Annotated in this window: 12 protein-coding genes; 8 read left to right on the plus strand and 4 right to left on the minus strand. The window is 67.8% G+C overall.

Annotated features, from left to right (window positions below):
- Window positions 1–8: 8 nt before the first annotated feature.
- The 3 genes from AC3RCC_RS00870 to AC3RCC_RS00880 form a co-directional block, all read right to left on the minus strand.
- Complete coding sequence (locus AC3RCC_RS00870) at window positions 9–1,013, minus strand: Lnb N-terminal periplasmic domain-containing protein (protein WP_291646210.1); 1,005 nt, start codon at window positions 1,011–1,013, stop codon at window positions 9–11.
- A gap of 146 nt (window positions 1,014–1,159) precedes the next feature.
- On the minus strand, window positions 1,160–2,770 hold the full coding sequence (locus AC3RCC_RS00875; RefSeq protein ID WP_492257309.1) for a phosphoenolpyruvate carboxykinase: 1,611 nt from the start codon (window positions 2,768–2,770) through the stop codon (window positions 1,160–1,162).
- Between the two features lie 210 nt (window positions 2,771–2,980).
- A complete protein-coding gene (locus tag AC3RCC_RS00880; protein ID WP_291638494.1) occupies window positions 2,981–3,730 on the minus strand; it encodes a HugZ family pyridoxamine 5'-phosphate oxidase in 750 nt (249 codons plus the stop codon).
- Between the two features lie 139 nt (window positions 3,731–3,869).
- Here AC3RCC_RS00880 and AC3RCC_RS00885 point away from each other — a divergent pair, with 139 nt between their 5' ends.
- The 6 genes from AC3RCC_RS00885 (at window position 3,870) to ahcY (ending at window position 9,364) form a co-directional block, all read left to right on the plus strand.
- Complete coding sequence (locus AC3RCC_RS00885) at window positions 3,870–4,571, plus strand: response regulator transcription factor (RefSeq protein ID WP_291646213.1); 702 nt, start codon at window positions 3,870–3,872, stop codon at window positions 4,569–4,571.
- 63 nt (window positions 4,572–4,634) lie between these two features.
- Entirely contained in the window at window positions 4,635–6,440 is a 1,806-nt protein-coding gene (locus AC3RCC_RS00890; protein ID WP_492257310.1) for a stimulus-sensing domain-containing protein, read from the plus strand.
- A complete protein-coding gene (locus AC3RCC_RS00895; protein ID WP_291646215.1) occupies window positions 6,437–6,892 on the plus strand; it encodes an HPr kinase/phosphorylase in 456 nt (151 codons plus the stop codon). Before AC3RCC_RS00890 ends, AC3RCC_RS00895 begins: the two co-directional genes overlap by 4 nt.
- 104 nt (window positions 6,893–6,996) lie before the next feature.
- Entirely contained in the window at window positions 6,997–7,398 is a 402-nt protein-coding gene (locus tag AC3RCC_RS00900; RefSeq protein ID WP_291638490.1) for a PTS sugar transporter subunit IIA, read from the plus strand.
- Between the two features lie 17 nt (window positions 7,399–7,415).
- Window positions 7,416–7,733, plus strand: a complete 318-nt coding sequence (locus tag AC3RCC_RS00905) for an HPr family phosphocarrier protein (protein WP_291646238.1) — start codon at window positions 7,416–7,418, stop codon at window positions 7,731–7,733.
- Between the two features lie 230 nt (window positions 7,734–7,963).
- Entirely contained in the window at window positions 7,964–9,364 is a 1,401-nt protein-coding gene (gene ahcY, locus AC3RCC_RS00910) for an adenosylhomocysteinase (protein WP_291638489.1), read from the plus strand.
- 75 nt (window positions 9,365–9,439) lie between these two features.
- On the opposite strand, the gene AC3RCC_RS00915 is transcribed toward ahcY, so the two are convergent.
- Window positions 9,440–11,353: an AI-2E family transporter gene (locus AC3RCC_RS00915; RefSeq protein ID WP_492257311.1), complete on the minus strand. Its 1,914-nt coding sequence runs from the start codon at window positions 11,351–11,353 to the stop codon at window positions 9,440–9,442.
- A 361-nt stretch (window positions 11,354–11,714) separates the two neighbouring features.
- On the opposite strand from AC3RCC_RS00915, the gene AC3RCC_RS00920 reads away from it, so the two are divergent.
- Both AC3RCC_RS00920 and tsaE read left to right on the plus strand, forming a co-directional pair.
- Window positions 11,715–14,198: a sensor histidine kinase gene (locus AC3RCC_RS00920; protein ID WP_492257312.1), complete on the plus strand. Its 2,484-nt coding sequence runs from the start codon at window positions 11,715–11,717 to the stop codon at window positions 14,196–14,198.
- Window positions 14,195–15,820, plus strand: coding sequence for a tRNA (adenosine(37)-N6)-threonylcarbamoyltransferase complex ATPase subunit type 1 TsaE (gene tsaE / locus AC3RCC_RS00925; protein WP_492257313.1), 1,626 nt, complete (start codon window positions 14,195–14,197; stop codon window positions 15,818–15,820). Before AC3RCC_RS00920 ends, tsaE begins: the two co-directional genes overlap by 4 nt.
- Window positions 15,821–15,949: the final 129 nt, after the last annotated feature.

Here is a 15,949-nt window from a genome sequence, read left to right on the forward strand (position 1 = left end):
CGCCGGTCTCAAGGCTTGGGCACGCCCTCGCGGATCAGCCGCGAGAAATCCGGGTCGTCGAGCGAGATCGTCTTCGCCCGCTCGCTGATCCGGCCGAGCCGGACCAACTCCGCCAGCGGCAGATCCTGCCGGACCGCGCCGATATCCTTGAGATAACCCGGCAGATAGCCGGAGAGCAGGACGCGCGGGTCGAGCGGCAGCGTGAAGCTCCAGCCCGGCGAGACCGAGGCGACGAGCCGGTAGACCACCGTGGTGCAGTTCGTGGCGATGGTGTTGTACCAGCGCGGCTGGGCCGCGAGCCGGTTCACATCAGCGGCATAGGCGAGCAGCACCTCGCGCGCCTGTTCCGGCGAAGCGCGCAGACGGAACATCCGGACATCCTCGCCGCGCGCATGGGTGCGCAGGCCGACGACATCGCGCTCATCGGCGGTGACATAGGCCATCTCGTAGACCCGGAAGAAGCCGGCGAGCGACGACCATTCCTCGCCCTTCTCGCGCCTGACCTCGATCGAGAAGGTCAGCGGCAGGGAATCGCTGAAATTGAAGCTGACCAAGAGATGGGCGATCGCCTCGCCCGACCAGTAGGAGAGGAAAAGATCGATGCCCTCGACCTTGCTCAGGTCGTAGCTGCGCGTCTCCCAGCGCTGGTCGTAATCGGCTTCGGTACGCCAGCGGAAATTGCGGAAATTACTGACGGTGAGCTTGTCGCCCTCGCGAGCGATCTCGGGCAGCCGGGCGAGCTCGGGAATCCAGTCGCGCTGATGCGAGGGCTGCATGCTGCCCCACCAGCCGAGCAGGCCGATGAAGAGCACGGCGAAGGACAAGGGCAGCCGCGGCGCACCGGTCCACAGGCCGATCGCGCCCGCAAGGCCGGCGAGCCCGAAGGCGACCGCACCGGCAGTGCCCATCGCCCCCGGCACGCGAAAGACCAGGAGCCCGGCGCCCCACAGTGTGGCGCCGAGAACAACGAGCGTCAGCAACGCTTGCAGGAGAAAAAGAAAGAGGCGGCTCATCGCCGCCTCTCATAGCATGTTCCGCAAAAGTGGTAGCCACTTTTGCGATCAGAACATGCTCAAGGTCTTGATCTGGCGCGAATTCTTGTCGTTCTGCCGATATCGGCCGAACGGAACGCCCGCCAGCATGACGTCGCGACGCACGCTCAGGCGGCGAGCGAGTTCGTCGGCGCCGCCGCCTTCACCGCGTCGTCGACATGGGCTTCGAACTTCTCGAAGTTCTTGGCGAACATGCCGATCAGGTTCTTGGCGGTCTCGGCGAAAGCGGCCTTATCCTGCCAAGTCTTCACGGGATAGAGGATGTGCGGCTCGACGCCGGGCACCGAAGTGGGAACGGCGAAGCCGAAATAGGGATCCCGACGGAAATCGGCGCGGTTCAGCGACCCGTCGAGCGCCGCCGTCAGCAGGCGCCGCGTGACGCGGATCGGCATGCGCCGGCCGACGCCATAGCCGCCGCCGGTCCAGCCGGTGTTCACCAGCCAGCAATCGACATGGTGCTTGGCGATGAAGTCGCGCAGCAGATTGGCGTATTCCGACGGGTGGCGCGGCAGGAAGGGCGAGCCGAAGCAGGTCGAGAACTCCGGCTGCACGCCGACCAGACCGCGCTCGGTGCCGGCGACCTTGGCGGTGTAGCCGGAGAGGAAGTGGTACATCGCCTCGGCCGGGGTCAGCTTGGCGATCGGCGGCATCACGCCGAAGGCGTCGGCCGTCAGCATCACGATGTTCTTCGGCGTGCCGGCGCGGCCGGTGCGCGAGGCGTTCGGGATGAAGTCGAGCGGATAGGCCGAGCGGGTGTTCTCGGTCTTGGTCTGGTCGTCGAAATCGACCTCGCGCGAGATCGGATCCATGACGATGTTCTCGAGCACCGTGCCGAAGCGCTGCGAGGCCGCATAGATCTGCGGCTCGGCCTCGGCCGAGAGCTTGATCGTCTTGGCGTAGCAGCCACCCTCGAAATTGAAGATGCCCTCCTTCGACCAGCCATGCTCGTCGTCACCGATCAGGGTGCGGTCGGGATCGGCCGAGAGCGTGGTCTTGCCGGTGCCGGAGAGGCCGAAGAACACGGCCGGATCGTCATTGCGCCCGACATTGGCCGAGCAGTGCATCGGCACCACGCCCTTGGTCGGCAGCGTGTAGTTCAGATAGGTGAAGACCGACTTCTTCATCTCGCCGGCATAGGCGGTGCCGCCGATCAGCACGATCTTGCGGGTGAAGTCGATAGCGATCACCGTCTCGCTGCGGCAGCCATGGCGCTTGGGATCGGCGCGGAAGCTCGGCAGGTCGACGATGGTCAGCTCGGGCACATAGGAGGCGATCTCGGCCGCCTCGGGGCGGATCAGGAGATTGCGGATGAAGAGCGAATGCCAGGCGAATTCGGTGAAGACGCGGGCCTTGACCCGGTGGGCCGGATCGGCGCCGCCATAGAGGTCCTGCGCGAACAGCTCGCGCCCCTCGGCATGTTTCAGGAAATCGGCGAGCAGGACATCGAACTGCTCGGACGAGATCGCGCCGTTATTGTCCCACCAGACGGTGTTCTCGGTCAGCGCGTCGCGGACGACGAACTTGTCCTTGGGCGAACGGCCGGTATGGCTGCCTGTGTCGGCGCAGAGCGCGCCGCCGCGGGCGATCTGCGATTCGCCGCGCTTCAGGGATTCCTCATAAAGCCGGGCCGCCTCGAGGTTCCAGTGGACCGCCTTGAGCCGCTGCAGGCCGAACTTGTCCGCGCCATGGGCGGCGTTGACGTGACCGATGGTCTCCACTGGCAATTCCTCCTGCCATGTAGCCGCCTGCTTTGGACGCCGGCGCTTGCGAATGAAACGGGGTCAGATGAAGCGACCCGCGCTGAAGGGCGATGACTGCGACGGCTCTTTAGGCGCATGACGAGGCCGGCTCAAGTCACCTGGAGCGGGGCAAGCCGGCGGATCACCTTCTAAATCGTTTGAAAAAGCAGGCGTGGTGAATCGTCGCGGTCAGCTGCCGGCTCGCGCCTTGGCGGCGAGCGCGACGAGGGTCTTGCGCAGGGCATCGGGGCTGGTCACCGGCTCGTCGAAATTCAGCCGCAGCACCTTGTCGCCGAGCGAGAGATCGCAGCCATCGGGGTCGAGGCCGCTGATCCGCCAGGCGCCGTCCTTGGCCCCGAGCAGTGCGGTGGCGTAGAGCCTGACCGCGTCGGCATGGTCGGCGTTCATGTGCGCGACCGCGCCTTCCTCGGCCTCGATCAGGGCCTGTGCCTGCGTGCAGTCGCTCACGAGATCGGCCGCCTCCAGTTCATAGGCCTTGCCGAAGCCGCCATTCAGGCTGGCGCGCCCGAGCCTGAGGGCGAAGAAGGAGAAATCCGGAAAATCGGCATAGAGCGACGCCTTCGGCTGGCGGGCGAGGAAGCGCCGGCGGATGCGCCGGCCCTCCGCGCTGTCGCGCTCGACCTTCTGCGCCCGGACCTGGAGGGTGATGCGGGGATGGGCGAGCGGATCACCCTTGCCGCCGGGCGCGAGCAAGAGCGAGGCGCGCGGATCGGCCTCGAGATTCCCGGTATGGCCGGAGAGCGCCGAGATCAGGATCAGTGGCGTGCCGTCGACATCGGTGGCGAGGCTGGTCAGGCTGGCGAAGGGATGGCCCTCGCGCGTCAGCGTCGCCAGCGCGGCCGAGCGCGTGCTGCGCAGTAATGTCTTCGCCAGGCCGCGCGCCGTCGCATCGGTCGGGCGGATCGGGTCGATCGCCATGGCACTTTTCCGTTCCTGCAGGGTTTTTCAGGGTGAGACGTAGCGAAACCGCCTCGGCATGGCTAGATTGCAGCCATGCTTTGGCCGTTCTCGCGCGAGAGTGGACCCTTTGATTGCAACGTCGAGAGATGAAAGCCTTATGCCAACCATTGCGCTGGTCGACGACGACCGCAACATCCTGACGTCGGTCTCCATTGCACTCGAGGCCGAAGGTTACCGGATCCTGACCTATACCGACGGCGCCTCGGCGCTGGACGGGCTGAAGCAGAATCCGCCCGACCTTGCCATTTTCGACATCAAGATGCCGCGCATGGACGGGATGGAGCTGCTGCGCCGCCTGCGCCAGAAATCCGATCTGCCGGTGATCTTCCTGACCTCGAAGGACGAGGAGATCGACGAGCTCTTCGGCCTGAAGATGGGCGCCGACGACTTCATCCGGAAGCCGTTCTCGCAGCGCCTCCTGGTCGAGCGCGTCAAGGCGATCCTGCGTCGTGCCGGCGCCAAGGACGCCGCGGCCCCGGCCCGCACCGAGGACGCCAAGGCGCTCGAGCGCGGCCTGCTGCGCATGGACCCGGAGCGCCACACCTGCACCTGGAAGGGCGAGGCGGTAACGCTGACGGTGACAGAGTTCCTGATCCTGCAGTCGCTGGCGCAGCGCCCGGGCGTGGTGAAGAGCCGCAACGCCCTGATGGATGCCGCCTATGACGACGAGGTCTATGTCGACGACCGCACGATCGACAGCCACATCAAGCGGCTGCGCAAGAAGTTCAACCAGGTCGATCCGGAGTTCGACATGATCGAGACGCTGTACGGCGTCGGCTATCGCTTCAAGGAGAGCTGAGCCCGGCATCGGTGCCGCCGATAACGGATTCACAGGCTCGCATTGCGAGGATATGAGCCGGTTATGGCGACGATCGAAAAGGAAGGGACCCACCCTGCCGCTCCGGGCTGGATCTCGACGCTGCGCCGCCGGCTGGCGCTGATCGGCCGGCGCGCGGTGCGTGCCGTCTCGGCCCGCGCCGCCTCGAGCCTGACCCGGCGCATCGTCGTCCTCAACCTCGCCGGGCTCGTGGCGCTGCTCGTCGGCTTCCTCTATCTCAACCAGTTCCGAGAGGGGCTGATCGAGGCACGGGTCCAGAGCCTTCTGACCCAGGGCGAGATCATCGCCGGCGCGATCGCCGCCTCCGCCACGGTCGAGACCGACACGATCGCGATCGACCCCGACAAGCTCCTGCAGATGCAGGCCGGCGAAAGCGGCATGATCGCCGAGGACCCGCTCGATTTCTCGATCAATCCGGAAAAGGTCGCGCCGCTGCTGCGCCGGCTGGTCACTCCGACCAAGACGCGGGCCCGGATCTACGACAAGGACGGGATGCTGACGCTCGATTCGCGCAACCTCTACTCGCGCGGCGACATCATGCGGCTCGACCTGCCCCGCGTCGGCGAATCCGACGAGCCGCCGCTGCTGGAACGGACCTGGAACCTGTTCCGCAACCGCCTCGGGCGCGCCGACCTGCCCGTCTACGACGATTTCGCCAATGCCAACGGCAAATCCTATACCGAAGTCGCCCGCGCGCTCGCCGGCTCGCCGGCCAGCGTGGTGCGCGTCAACACCCGCGGCGAGACCATCGTCTCGGTCGCCGTGCCGGTGCAGCGCTTCCGGGCCGTGCGCGGCGCCCTGCTGCTCTCGACGCAGGGCGGGGACATCGACAGCGTCATCACCGCCGAGCGCTACGCCATCTTCCAGGCCTTCACCGTCGCCGCCGGCGTGATGATCGTGCTTTCGGTGCTGCTCGCCGGCACCATCGCCGAGCCGATCCGCAAGCTCGCCGACGCCGCCCAGCGCGTCCGCCGCGGCGTCAAGTCGCGCGAAGAGGTCCCGGACTTCTCCAGCCGCCATGACGAGATCGGCCATCTCTCCGCCTCCTTCCGCGAGATGACGCGCGCGCTCTACGACCGCATCGAGGCGATCGAGAGCTTCGCCGCCGACGTCGCCCATGAGCTGAAGAATCCGCTGACCTCGCTGCGCAGCGCCGTCGAGACGCTGCCTTTGGCGATGAGCGACGAATCCCGCGGCCGCCTGCTGGCGGTGATCCAGCACGATGTGAAGCGGCTCGACAGGCTGATCTCGGACATCTCCGACGCTTCGCGGCTCGATGCCGAGCTCGCCCGCGACGACGCCGTGCCGCTCGACGTCGCGCAATTGCTCGAGGCGGTGGTCTCGGTGCAGAACCAGACCCGCCGCGAGGGCCAGCCGGAGGTCGAGCTCTCGATCGAGCGACGCGGGCAGCGGCCGGCCGCGCCGGCCGGCAGCAACGTCTTCCGCGTGCTCGGCCACGATTCCCGCCTGGGACAGGTCATCGTCAACCTGATCGAGAACGCCCGCTCCTTCTCGCCAGCCGACAAACCCGTGAGGATCAAGCTCTCGCGCGTCGCCGCAGATGTGCTGATCACCGTCGAGGATGACGGGCCGGGCATTCCGTCCCATGCGCTGGAGCGGATATTCGAACGCTTCTACACCGACCGGCCGGAACATGGCTTCGGCCAGAATTCCGGCCTCGGCCTGTCGATCTCGCGCCAGATCATCGAGGCGCATCGCGGCACGATCCGGGCGGAGAACCGCTACGAGTCCGAGCAGTCGGAAGGCGAGGACAAGCCGCTGGGCGCGCGCTTCGTGGTTCGCCTGCCGGCTGCGCCGCAACCGGCATGAGCAAGATGAAACGTCCCGAGACCCTGCATGCCGGCGCCGTCGCGATCGGCGAGACCGGCATACTGATCCGCGGCCCTGCCGGCTCCGGCAAATCGAGCCTCGCGCTCGCCCTGATCGGCCTGGCGCGGGCGCAAGGGCAGTTCGCGCGGCTGGTCTCCGACGACCGCACCGGGATCGCGGCCCGCGCCGGGCGGTTGATCGCCCGGCCGGTCGCACCGCTCGAAGGACTGGTCGAGCGCCGCGGCCTCGGCCTGACACCCGAGCCGCATCTCGGCGCCGTGGTGATCCGCCTCGTCGTCGACTGCGGCACCGAGCCGCAGCGCATGCCGGAACCCGAAGAGCTGGTCGATACGCTGGCGGGCATCGCCCTGCCGCGGCTGCGGGTGGCCGGGCGGGCCGGCGACGAGCATCTGGTGCTCGCAGCACTCGCACTTTTCACCGGGGCGGCCTAAGCTCAGATTCGACGAGTTCGAGACAAGCGCTTGCCTATCCTTCGCACCTGCCGCATAAACCGCGACCTTGTCCGGGCGCCACAGGCGCTCTCCGGTGGTGTTGAATGATCGGACTCGTGCTTGTGACGCATGGGCACCTGGCGACGGAATTCCGCGCCGCCCTTGAACACGTCGTCGGCCCTCAGGAAAACCTCGCCACGATCGCCATCGCCCCCGATGACGACATGGAAGGTCGTCGCCGCGACATCATCGCGGCAGTCGAGCAGGTCGAGAGCGGCAAAGGCGTCATCGTGCTCACCGACATGTTCGGCGGCACGCCTTCCAATCTCGCCATCTCGGTGATGGAGCCCGGCCGCATCGACGTCGTCGCCGGGATCAATCTGCCGATGCTGATCAAGCTCGCCAGCGTGCGCGAGGAAAAGACCCTCGACGAAGCCGTCACCAGCGCGCAGGATGCCGGCCGCAAATACATCACGGTCGCCAGCCGCGTGCTTGCGGGCAAATGAGGGCCGAATTGGACGAGATGCGCGAAGAGGACTGCGACTGTTCGGAGGTCGAAATCCCGGCCGGGGCCGTCCATGGCGAGTTCGAGATCGTCAACAAGAAGGGCCTGCACGCCCGCGCCACGGCGAAATTCGTGCAATGCGCCTCGGGCTTCGACGCCGACATCACCGTGAGCCGCTGCGGCGAGACCGTCGGCGCGACCTCGATCATGGGCATTCTGACGCTCGGCGCCGGCATCGGCTCGACCATCACCGTCGTCGCGCAGGGCAACGAGGCTCAGCAGGCCCTGAAGGCGCTGGAAGCGCTGGTCGCCGACCGGTTCGGCGAAGGCGAATAGGCTTCGGCCGTCTTCCCGGGTGGAGCGTAACGCAGACCCGGGCCCCCTCGCAGAACGAGACAGCAGCCCTGTGCGCTCGCCACATCTTGCCCCGGTCAGGCCGGGCATCACGCGCTTGCCCGCCTGCGGCAGCAAGACATAAAGACATCTTTATATCTTTGATTGCGCTCTGCCGGCAGCCCTGCTAGAGAGCCCTCCATCATCGCAGAACCATCGATTGGAGCGCTCCCGTGTCGAAGCAGGACTACGTCGTCAAGGACATCACGCTTGCGGATTTCGGCCGCAAGGAGATCAACATGGCCCAGGACGAGATGCCGGGCCTGATGGCGATCCGCGCCGAGCACAAGGGCAAGAACCCGCTGAAGGGCGCACGCATCGCCGGCTGCCTGCACATGACCATCCAGACCGCGGTGCTGATCGAGACCCTGAAGGATCTCGGCGCCGATGTGCGCTGGTCGTCCTGCAACATCTTCTCGACCCAGGACCACGCCGCCGCCGCGATCGCCGCCACCGGCACGCCGGTCTTCGCGATCAAGGGCGAGACGCTGGAGGAGTACTGGGAATACGTGCTGCGCACCGCCACCTGGGGCGATGGCGGCACGCCGAACATGATCCTCGACGATGGCGGCGACCTGACCATGCTGATCATCCTCGGCGCCGAGGCCGAGGCCGGCAATGCCGCCTTCCTCGACAAGCCGGGCAATGAGGAAGAGACGATCTTCTTCAAGCTGATCAAGCGCGAGCTCGCCGCCAATCCGGGCTGGTTCACCAAGACCCGCGCCGCGATCAAGGGCGTCTCGGAGGAGACCACCACCGGCGTGCACCGCCTCTACGACCTCGCCAAGGCCGGCCGCCTGCCCTTCCCGGCGATCAACGTCAACGACAGCGTCACCAAGTCGAAGTTCGACAACCTCTATGGCTGCCGCGAGTCGCTGGTCGACGCCATCCGCCGCGGCACCGACGTGATGATGTCGGGCAAGGTCGCGGTCGTGGCCGGCTATGGCGACGTCGGCAAGGGCTCGGCCGCCTCGCTGCGCCAGGCCGGCTGCCGCGTGCTCGTCACCGAAATCGACCCGATCTGCGCGCTGCAGGCGGCGATGGAGGGCTATGAGGTCGTCACCATGGAAGACGCCACCTCGCGCGGCGACATCTTCGTGACCGCCACCGGCAATTGCGACGTCATCACCGTCGACCATATGCGCGCGATGAAGCACCGCGCCATCGTCTGCAATATCGGCCATTTCGACTCGGAGATTCAGGTCGCCGGCCTGAAGAACTTCAAGTGGGACAACGTCAAGCCGCAGGTCGACGAGGTCGAGTTCCCCGACGGCAAGCGCATCATCCTGCTCTCGGAAGGCCGCCTGGTGAATCTCGGCAACGCGACCGGCCACCCGTCCTTCGTGATGTCCTGCTCGTTCTCGAACCAGACGCTGGCCCAGATCGAGCTGTGGAACCACCACGCCAAGTACGAGAACAAGGTCTACACTCTGCCCAAGCATCTCGACGAGAAGGTCGCAGCGCTGCATCTCGCCAAGGTCGGCGCCAAGCTGACCGTGCTGACCGACGCGCAGTCGAAATATCTCGGGCTCGCGCAGACCGGCCCGTTCAAGCCGGAACTCTATCGCTACTGAGCGGCAAGAACCGCTGAGACGACGAAAGCCCGGCCTCGCGCCGGGCTTTTTTCATGGCGCCTACATTGCGGCCCCTCAGCCGGCGGCGGCCGCCGCTACGGGCTCGCTGCGGACAGGGCCAAGCCCGGCGACCGCTTCCTCGATATCGTGGGCAATGAAATCGACGTCGACCGCGGCGGCACTCTCCTCGGCTCCACGCGGCTCGGCCGGATCGCGCCAGAACACCAGACCGATCCGCAGACCGGGCCGGGCCCGCTTCAGCCGCCGCACCAGGAAGCGGCCATGGCGCAGGGAATCGCGGCTCAGCAGGCAGAGCAGGACCGCGTCCGGCCCCGCGGCGAGCAGCGCCCGCAGCCTTGCGGCCTCCAGATCGGCGAAGCCGGCGCTTGACACGTCCGCGCCCTGATGGAGCAGGACCTGCGCGAGCATGGCGGCGCTCGCATCGTCGAGGGCGTTCCTGCCACCGAGACAGAGGACGGTCCGGCCTGCCAGCGCAGGCAGCCGTCCATCCCGCCCGGCTTCGTCGCCAGGCTCCGCTGCCTCGCCGTTCTCGGCCTCGTCCGAGCCGGCCCGCGGTTCCGCGAACTCGCCGAGATTGGCGACCAGCGCGCGCGCCGTCGCCGCGACGCTCTCGCGCTGCTCGGCGCTCATCACCCCGCGGGCGCGATCACGCTCGGCGAGGATCAGCGCCGGGATCGCGACCCGGCCATAGACCTCGGGCAGGGATTGCTCCTCGAGCAGCTCGTCGAGCTGGTCGGTCGCCTCGTCGGGATCATTGGCGAGCAGGCGCTGATAGAGCCGGGCCTCGGGATCGAGCACCGGCTCGCTGCCGAACAGGACCTCGAAGAAGCGGAATTGCGGCACATGCTTGCCGAGGACGACGAGGCAGACGGTCAGCGGCGTCGAGAGCACCAGGCCGACCGGCCCCCAGAGCCAGGTCCAGAAGATCGCGGCGACGATGATCGCGAGTGGGGATAGCCCGGTCCCCGAACCATAGAGCCAGGGCTCGACGACATTGTTGCTGATCAGCTCCATGACGAGAAAGAGCGCCACGACCCAGAGCACGAGCGACCAGTCCGGCGAGACCGCGACCGCCAGGAAGAGCGGCAGCACCATCGAGATGGCGGGGCCGATATAGGGCACGAAGCGCAGGATGATGGCGAGCGCGCCCCAGAGCATCGCATTGGGGATGCCGATCAGCCAGAGCCCGAGGGCGACCGGAATGCCATAGGTGACGTTCACGACGAGCTGCATCAGGAGATAGCGGCCGACGCGGCTGCCGGCGTCCTGCAGCGCTTCGGTGGTCCGGTGCAGGTCGCTGTAGCCGACCAGGCGGATGAAGCGGTCGCGCAGATCCTCCCGCTCGAGCAGCATGAAGATCACCACGACGATGACCAGTCCGGCGGTCGCGAGCGGCCCGACCAGGGACAGGATCATGCTGGTCAGCAGCTGGATCGGCCTCTCGGGCGAATAGATCTCGACGAGGATCGGATTCGCCGGGCGCTGGCTCTCGACGGTCTGGCTGGTATCCTCGGGCTGGCTGATCTCCTTGCCGACGCGCTCGACGGCATCGGTGATCCGCTTGACGATGCCACTGCCGGCGCCCGTGTCCTTGGCCGACCTGATCTTCGTCAGAATATTCGACTGATAGGTCGGCAATTGCTGCGCGAGCTCGCCGACCTGCGTCACGACGACGAAGCTGAAGGCGGAGATCGCGATGAAGGCCGCCGTGACCGCGGCGATCACCGCCGGCATGCGGGGCATGCCGGATTTGCGGATCATCGAGACGACCGGCGCCAGTGCGAAGGTGAGGAGCACCGCGATGGCGAGAGGCATGAAGACCTCCCGGGCGAAATAGAGCACAGCGATCGCGCCGACCAGCACCATCAGCGGCGGCAGGGCCTCCGGCATGATCGTCGCGCCGGTGAAAGACCCCGCCTTGCCCGAATCCGGCAGCCGCGCCTGCCCGTTCTCCCGCCCGCTCGCCATCGCACCCCCCTCTATCCGAGCCGACAACGCGGCACCGGCGAAAATGATCCGGTCGTGCACCGCGAAAGCGCCGCGCTCCGGTCCTGGCCGGCCCCGGTCCCGACCGTCCCGTTTCGGGGCTGCGCCGCCCGATCCGACTTTACCGTCGATTAAGCACTTCCTGCCGGACTCTCCCGATGAGTAGAGTGGCAGTGATTCGAGCCCTAGACCGCCCAGGCGGGTCGCGGCCGGATTTCGTTCACTGGTGGCTTTGCGGCGTTGCGGCGTGGATTCTTTCCAAGGCCGCGGCGCGCGTTTGCAATGGCGGTCTCCCTATCCGATTTCGGCCAATCGAGGCCGGACTGACGAGATGACGGAAGCGATGATGAGACGTGCAAGGCAGTTGGGGCGCAGATTGGACGGGACGGCATCTCGCCTGGTCCTGGCCGGCCTGGCCGGCGGGATCAGCCCGAGCCCTGCCCTGGCGCAGGCCGAAACGCTGTTCGCGCTGCAAGGCACCACGTTGAGCGCCGGCCTCCTCTCGCTGATGTTCACCGGCCTCGTGGTCTTCGCCACCACCACCTCGCTCTTCTATGTCCACGAGCGCTCGCGCTGGCAGCGGCGCGAGAGCGAACTCGCCGCCGGGCTGGAAGCGGCGCGCGGCCATCAGGAACGGCTCGCCGCCCTGCTCGCGGCCGATCCGCAGGTCGTGCTGAGCTGGGACGGCCCCGGCGCCAATCCGGTCTTCGAGGGCGATAGCGGCTTTCTCGGCGTCAACGGCTCGGCGATGGCGCTGGCCTATGGCTCCTGGGCACCGCCCGCCGACGCCAAGCGGATGGAGCTCGCGACAGAAGCGTTGAAGGAACGCGGCGAGGCCTTCGCCTTCACCTTCCGGGCCAAGGGCGGGCAATATGTCGACGCGGAAGGACGACCGGTCGCCGGCCGCGCCGTGATCCGCCTGCGCGAGGCCAGCGGCGAACGCGCCCGGACACTGACCCTGCAGGACGAGCTCGTCCGGGTCAGCTCCGACCAGGCGACCTTGGCGACCTTGCTCGCGGGCCTGCCCCAGCCGGTCTGGACCCGCGCCAGCGATGGCCGGCTGAGCTGGGCCAACGCGGCCTATGCTCGCGCGGTCGAAGCGGCGGATGGCGACGCAGTGGTCAAGAACGGGCTCGAGCTGTTCGACCGCTCGGAGCGCGAGGCCGCCGCCCGGGCACGCAAGGAGGGCCGTCCCTATACGGTGCGGGCTCCGGTCGTGATAGCCGGCCAGCGCCGCATCGTCGACATTCTGGAAACGCCGACCCCCTCGGGCTTCGCCGGCATCGCCACCGATATGAGCGAGCTCGAGGCGGTACGCGCCGATCTGCAGCGCCAGATGGATGCGCATGTGGGCACGCTCGACCGGCTGAAGACCGCCGTCGCGGTCTTCGACGCCTCGCAGCGGCTGGTCTACCACAATAGCGGCTACGAGACGCTGTGGTCGCTAGATCCGAGCTTCCTGGAGAGCCGGCCGAGCGATGGCGAGATCCTCGACCGGCTGCGCACCGAGCGCCGCTTGCCCGAGCTCGGCGACTACCGCAGCTGGAAGGCCGGCGTCCAGGCCGCCTACACAGCGACCCGCGCCAGCGAGGACTGGTGGTATCTGCCCGACGGGCGCACCATCCACGTCGTCGCGAGCCCGCATCCGCAGGGCGGCGTGACCTATCTCTTCGACGACGAGACCGAGCGCTTCACCCTCGAATCGCGCTTCAACGCCCTCTCGCGCACCCAGCGCGAGACGCTGGATTCGCTGCGCGAGGGCGTCGCGGTGTTCGGCTCCGACGGCCGCCTCAAACTCTCCAACCCCGCCTTCTCGCAGCTCTGGAAGCTCGCGCCGGAGCGCACTGTCGGCGCGCCCCATATCGACGAGGTCGTCAGGCTGTGCCGGCCGCTCTTCCCGGAGGATGCGGTCTGGACCGAGATTCGCAGTGCGGTCGCCGGCGTGCGCGATGCGCGCGAGGATTACCGCTGTCACATGGCGAGGCGCGACGGAACGGTGCTCGACTGCTCGGCGGCGCCGCTGCCGGACGGGGCGACGCTGATCACCTTCGCCGACGTCACCGCAGGCGTGAATGTCGAGCGGGCGCTGACCGAGCGCAACGAGGCGCTGGAGAAGGCCTCGCGGCTGCGCGAGGAGTTCGTCCATCACGTCTCCTACGAGCTGCGCTCGCCGCTCACCAACATCATCGGCTTCGCGCAACTGCTGGGCGAGGAGACGATCGGCGCGCTCAACGAGAAGCAGCGCGACTATGCCGGCCACATCGTGCGCTCCTCGGGGGCGCTGCTCGCCATCATCAACGACATTCTCGACCTCGCCTCGATCGACAATGGCGCGCTGGCGCTCAATCTCGATGAGGTCGACGTCGCGCAGACGATCGCCCAGGCGACGACCGGGCTGCAGGACCGGCTCACCGACAGCAAGCTCAAGCTGCAGGTCGAGATCGCGCCCCAGACCGGGCCGCTGCGGGCCGACGGCAAGCGCCTGCGCCAGATCCTGTTCAACCTGATCTCGAACGCCATCGGCTTCTCGCAGCCGGGCCAGACCATCCGGATCAGCGCCGGACGCGTCGGCGGCGAAATCCGCATCACCGTGGCCGATGACGGCCGTGGCATCCCGGACGAGGTCAAGGAGAAGGTGTTCGACCGGTTCGAGAGCCATTCCCTGGGGTCGCGCCATCGCGGCGTCGGTCTCGGCCTGTCGATCGTCCGCTCGATCGTCGAGCTGCATGGCGGCCGGATCGAGCTGGAATCGGCGCCGGGCGCCGGCACCCGCGTCACCGCCGTCTTCCCGCCCGAGGGCATGCGCATCTCGGACGCTGCGGAATGAGCGAGGAAGCCGCCAAGGCGGGCACGCATACCCTGGTCCTCAGCGACGAAGCCGCGACCACCAGGCTGGCGCGCGACATCGCCGACATCCTCCGGACCGGCGACATCGTCGCGCTTTCCGGCCATCTCGGCGCCGGCAAATCCCTGGTCGCCCGGGCGATGCTGCGGCGGCTGGCCGAAGACCCGGATTTGGAGGCGCCGAGCCCGACCTTCACCCTGGTGCAGAGCTACGATGTCCCGAAGGGGCTACTGCTGCACGCCGACCTCTACCGCGTGCGCAGCCCCGACGAGCTCGACGATCTCGGGCTGATCGAGGATCTGGAGCGGGCGATCACCCTGGTCGAGTGGCCCGACCGCGCCGGGGCGCGCCTGCCGGCCGGGCGCCGGCTCGACATCGTCATCGAGGTCGACCCGGAGAACCCCGAGACCGGGCGGATCGCGACGCTTTCGGGAGGCGTGCTCTGGCGCGCCCGGCTCGCCATCGCCATCGGGGCGCGGCGGATGATCGACGCCGTCGGCTGGAGCGATGCCGACCGCCAGTTCATGCTGGGCGACGCCTCGAGCCGGGCCTATGAGCGGCTGGTGCGGGAGAATGGCGAGACCGCGATCCTGATGATCTCGCCGCCGCGCCCGGACGGGCCGGCGATCCGGCAGGGCAAGCCCTATAGCGCCATCGCCCATCTCGCCGAGACGGTCGATGCCTTCGTGGCGATGGACAAGGGTCTGCGCTCGCTCGGCCTCTCGGCACCGCAGATCCTCGCCCAGGACCTCTCGACCGGCCTGCTGCTCATCGAGGATCTCGGCCCCGGCCTGGTGATCGACGAGAACGGGCCGATCCCGGAGCGCTACGAGGCGGCGGCACGGCTGCTCGCCGAACTGCACCGCCACGCCCTGCCGACGATCCTGCCGGTGGCCGAGGCGCGCGACCACGTCATCCCCGATTACGACCGCGAGGCGCTGGCGATCGAGACCGAGCTGGTGCTCGACTGGTATGCCCCGCACATCGCCGGAGTGACGCTGCCCGCGGTGACGCGGGCCGAGTTCGGCCGGATCTGGGACAGGCTGTTCGACGAGGTCTTCGCGACGCCGTCGACCTGGACGCTGCGCGACTACCACTCGCCGAACCTGATCTGGCTGCCCGACCGGGTCGGCCATGCCCGACTCGGGCTGATCGACTTCCAGGACGCCGTGCTCGGCCATCCCGCCTATGACCTGGTCTCGCTCGGCCAGGATGCGCGCATCGACGTGCCGGCGGCGCTGGAGCTGAAGCTGCTCGCCGCCTATGCCGGGGCGCGGCGCGGCAACGACCCGGCATTCGACCTCGCCGGCTTCGCCCGCGCCTATGCGATCCTCGGCGCGCAGCGCAACACCAAGATCGCCGGCATCTTCGCCCGTCTCGACAAGCGCGACGGCAAGCCGGGCTATCTGAAGCACCTGCCCCGGATCGAGGCCTATCTGCGCCGCGATCTCGAGCATCCGGCGCTGGCCGAGCTGAAGGCCTGGTACCAGGCGCATCTGCCGAAGCTGTTCGCCACGCAGGAAGCGCCCGCCGAAGCATCGGCCGAGGCCGAGCCGGAGCCAGAAACCGGGGCGCCGGCCACGTCGCCACCCGAAGAACCGTGACAGCCGCCGAATCCGGCGAGCAGCCGAGCTGACCGATCTCGCTACGATGGATTCCGGCGCTCCGCTTCGCTGCGGCCGGAATGACGGCGCAGGTTGAGGCCGCAGGACTTGAGCGAATCCCGCCGGCAT

The sequence above is a fragment of the Allobosea sp. GW823-FHT01F03 genome, assembly GCF_058798075.1.

Coding starts and splice junctions, on each gene's coding strand:
- AC3RCC_RS00885 (WP_291646213.1), top strand. CDS start 3,870: ATGCCAACCATTGCGCTGGTCGACGACGACCGCAACATCCTGACGTCG.
- AC3RCC_RS00880 (WP_291638494.1), bottom strand. CDS start 3,730: ATGGCGATCGACCCGATCCGCCCGACCGATGCGACGGCGCGCGGCCTG.
- AC3RCC_RS00920 (WP_492257312.1), top strand. CDS start 11,715: ATGATGAGACGTGCAAGGCAGTTGGGGCGCAGATTGGACGGGACGGCA.
- tsaE (WP_492257313.1), top strand. CDS start 14,195: ATGAGCGAGGAAGCCGCCAAGGCGGGCACGCATACCCTGGTCCTCAGC.
- AC3RCC_RS00890 (WP_492257310.1), top strand. CDS start 4,635: ATGGCGACGATCGAAAAGGAAGGGACCCACCCTGCCGCTCCGGGCTGG.
- AC3RCC_RS00905 (WP_291646238.1), top strand. CDS start 7,416: ATGCGCGAAGAGGACTGCGACTGTTCGGAGGTCGAAATCCCGGCCGGG.
- AC3RCC_RS00915 (WP_492257311.1), bottom strand. CDS start 11,353: ATGGCGAGCGGGCGGGAGAACGGGCAGGCGCGGCTGCCGGATTCGGGC.
- AC3RCC_RS00900 (WP_291638490.1), top strand. CDS start 6,997: ATGATCGGACTCGTGCTTGTGACGCATGGGCACCTGGCGACGGAATTC.
- AC3RCC_RS00870 (WP_291646210.1), bottom strand. CDS start 1,013: ATGAGCCGCCTCTTTCTTTTTCTCCTGCAAGCGTTGCTGACGCTCGTT.
- AC3RCC_RS00895 (WP_291646215.1), top strand. CDS start 6,437: ATGAGCAAGATGAAACGTCCCGAGACCCTGCATGCCGGCGCCGTCGCG.